Origin of the sequence: Zhenhengia yiwuensis, from assembly GCF_014384995.1 — a bacterium.
Lineage (GTDB): Bacteria > Bacillota > Clostridia > Lachnospirales > Cellulosilyticaceae > Zhenhengia > Zhenhengia yiwuensis.
Window position 1 is genome coordinate 1 of record NZ_JACRSY010000114.1, and the last position, 899, is coordinate 899.

Here is an 899-nt window from a genome sequence, read left to right on the forward strand (position 1 = left end):
CGTTATAGAGTTTGTAAAGGCTCTAGAGGTTCAAAGAAATCGACTACAACAGCTCAGAATATTATATATAACATGATGAAATATCCTTTAGCTAATACCCTTGTTGTAAGAAAGGTATTTAATACACACAAAGATTCTACCTGGACTCAACTTAAATGGGCTACCTACAATTTAAAGGTATCTCACCTATGGCATTTTAGTAAATCGCCACTTGAAGCTACTTATTTACCTACAGGACAAAAAATACTATTTAGAGGATTAGATGATCCAATGAGTATTACATCTATTACTGTAGAGCATGGCTATTTATGTTGGGCATGGTTTGAGGAAGCCTATCAAATAGTAGACGAGGATGCATTTAATAAAGTTGATATGTCTATTCGTGGTAAATTACCAGAAGGCTATTTTAAACAGATAACGCTTACTTTTAACCCTTGGAGTGAAGAACATTGGTTGAAGAAGCGTTTTTTTGATGTTGAAAATGAAAATATCTTAGCTATAACAACAAACTATATGTGCAACGAGTGGTTAGGAGAAGATGATTTAAAGCTTTTTGAGCAAATGAAAAAGGACTCTCCTAGAAGATACAGGGTTGAAGGACTAGGGGAGTGGGGAATAAGTGAAGGTTTATTATATACAAAGTTTACGACATATGGTCCAGGAACTGAGATTATAAAGCCTGAGCGATTTGAAAAGGTATGTTGTCAAATAGACTTTAAAGACAAAGGAACAGACTTCTTTTGCGCTATTGTGTATGGAGTGTATAAGAAACAGGCATATGTCCTTGATGTTTATTATTCAGATGCAACCTCGGCAGTAGCAGAGCCTAAAATAGCTAAAATGCTATCAGAAAATCAAGTAAGGCAGGCTCGAATTGAAAGTAATGGTGCAGGTGATGT

1 protein-coding gene is annotated in these 899 nt (G+C 35.4%); it reads left to right on the plus strand.

Features of this window, described 5'->3' with window-relative positions; all coding sequences use genetic code 11:
* Positions 1 to 899: PBSX family phage terminase large subunit (locus H8718_RS20275; protein ID WP_249334868.1), on the plus strand; the 899-nt coding region annotated here is incomplete at both ends.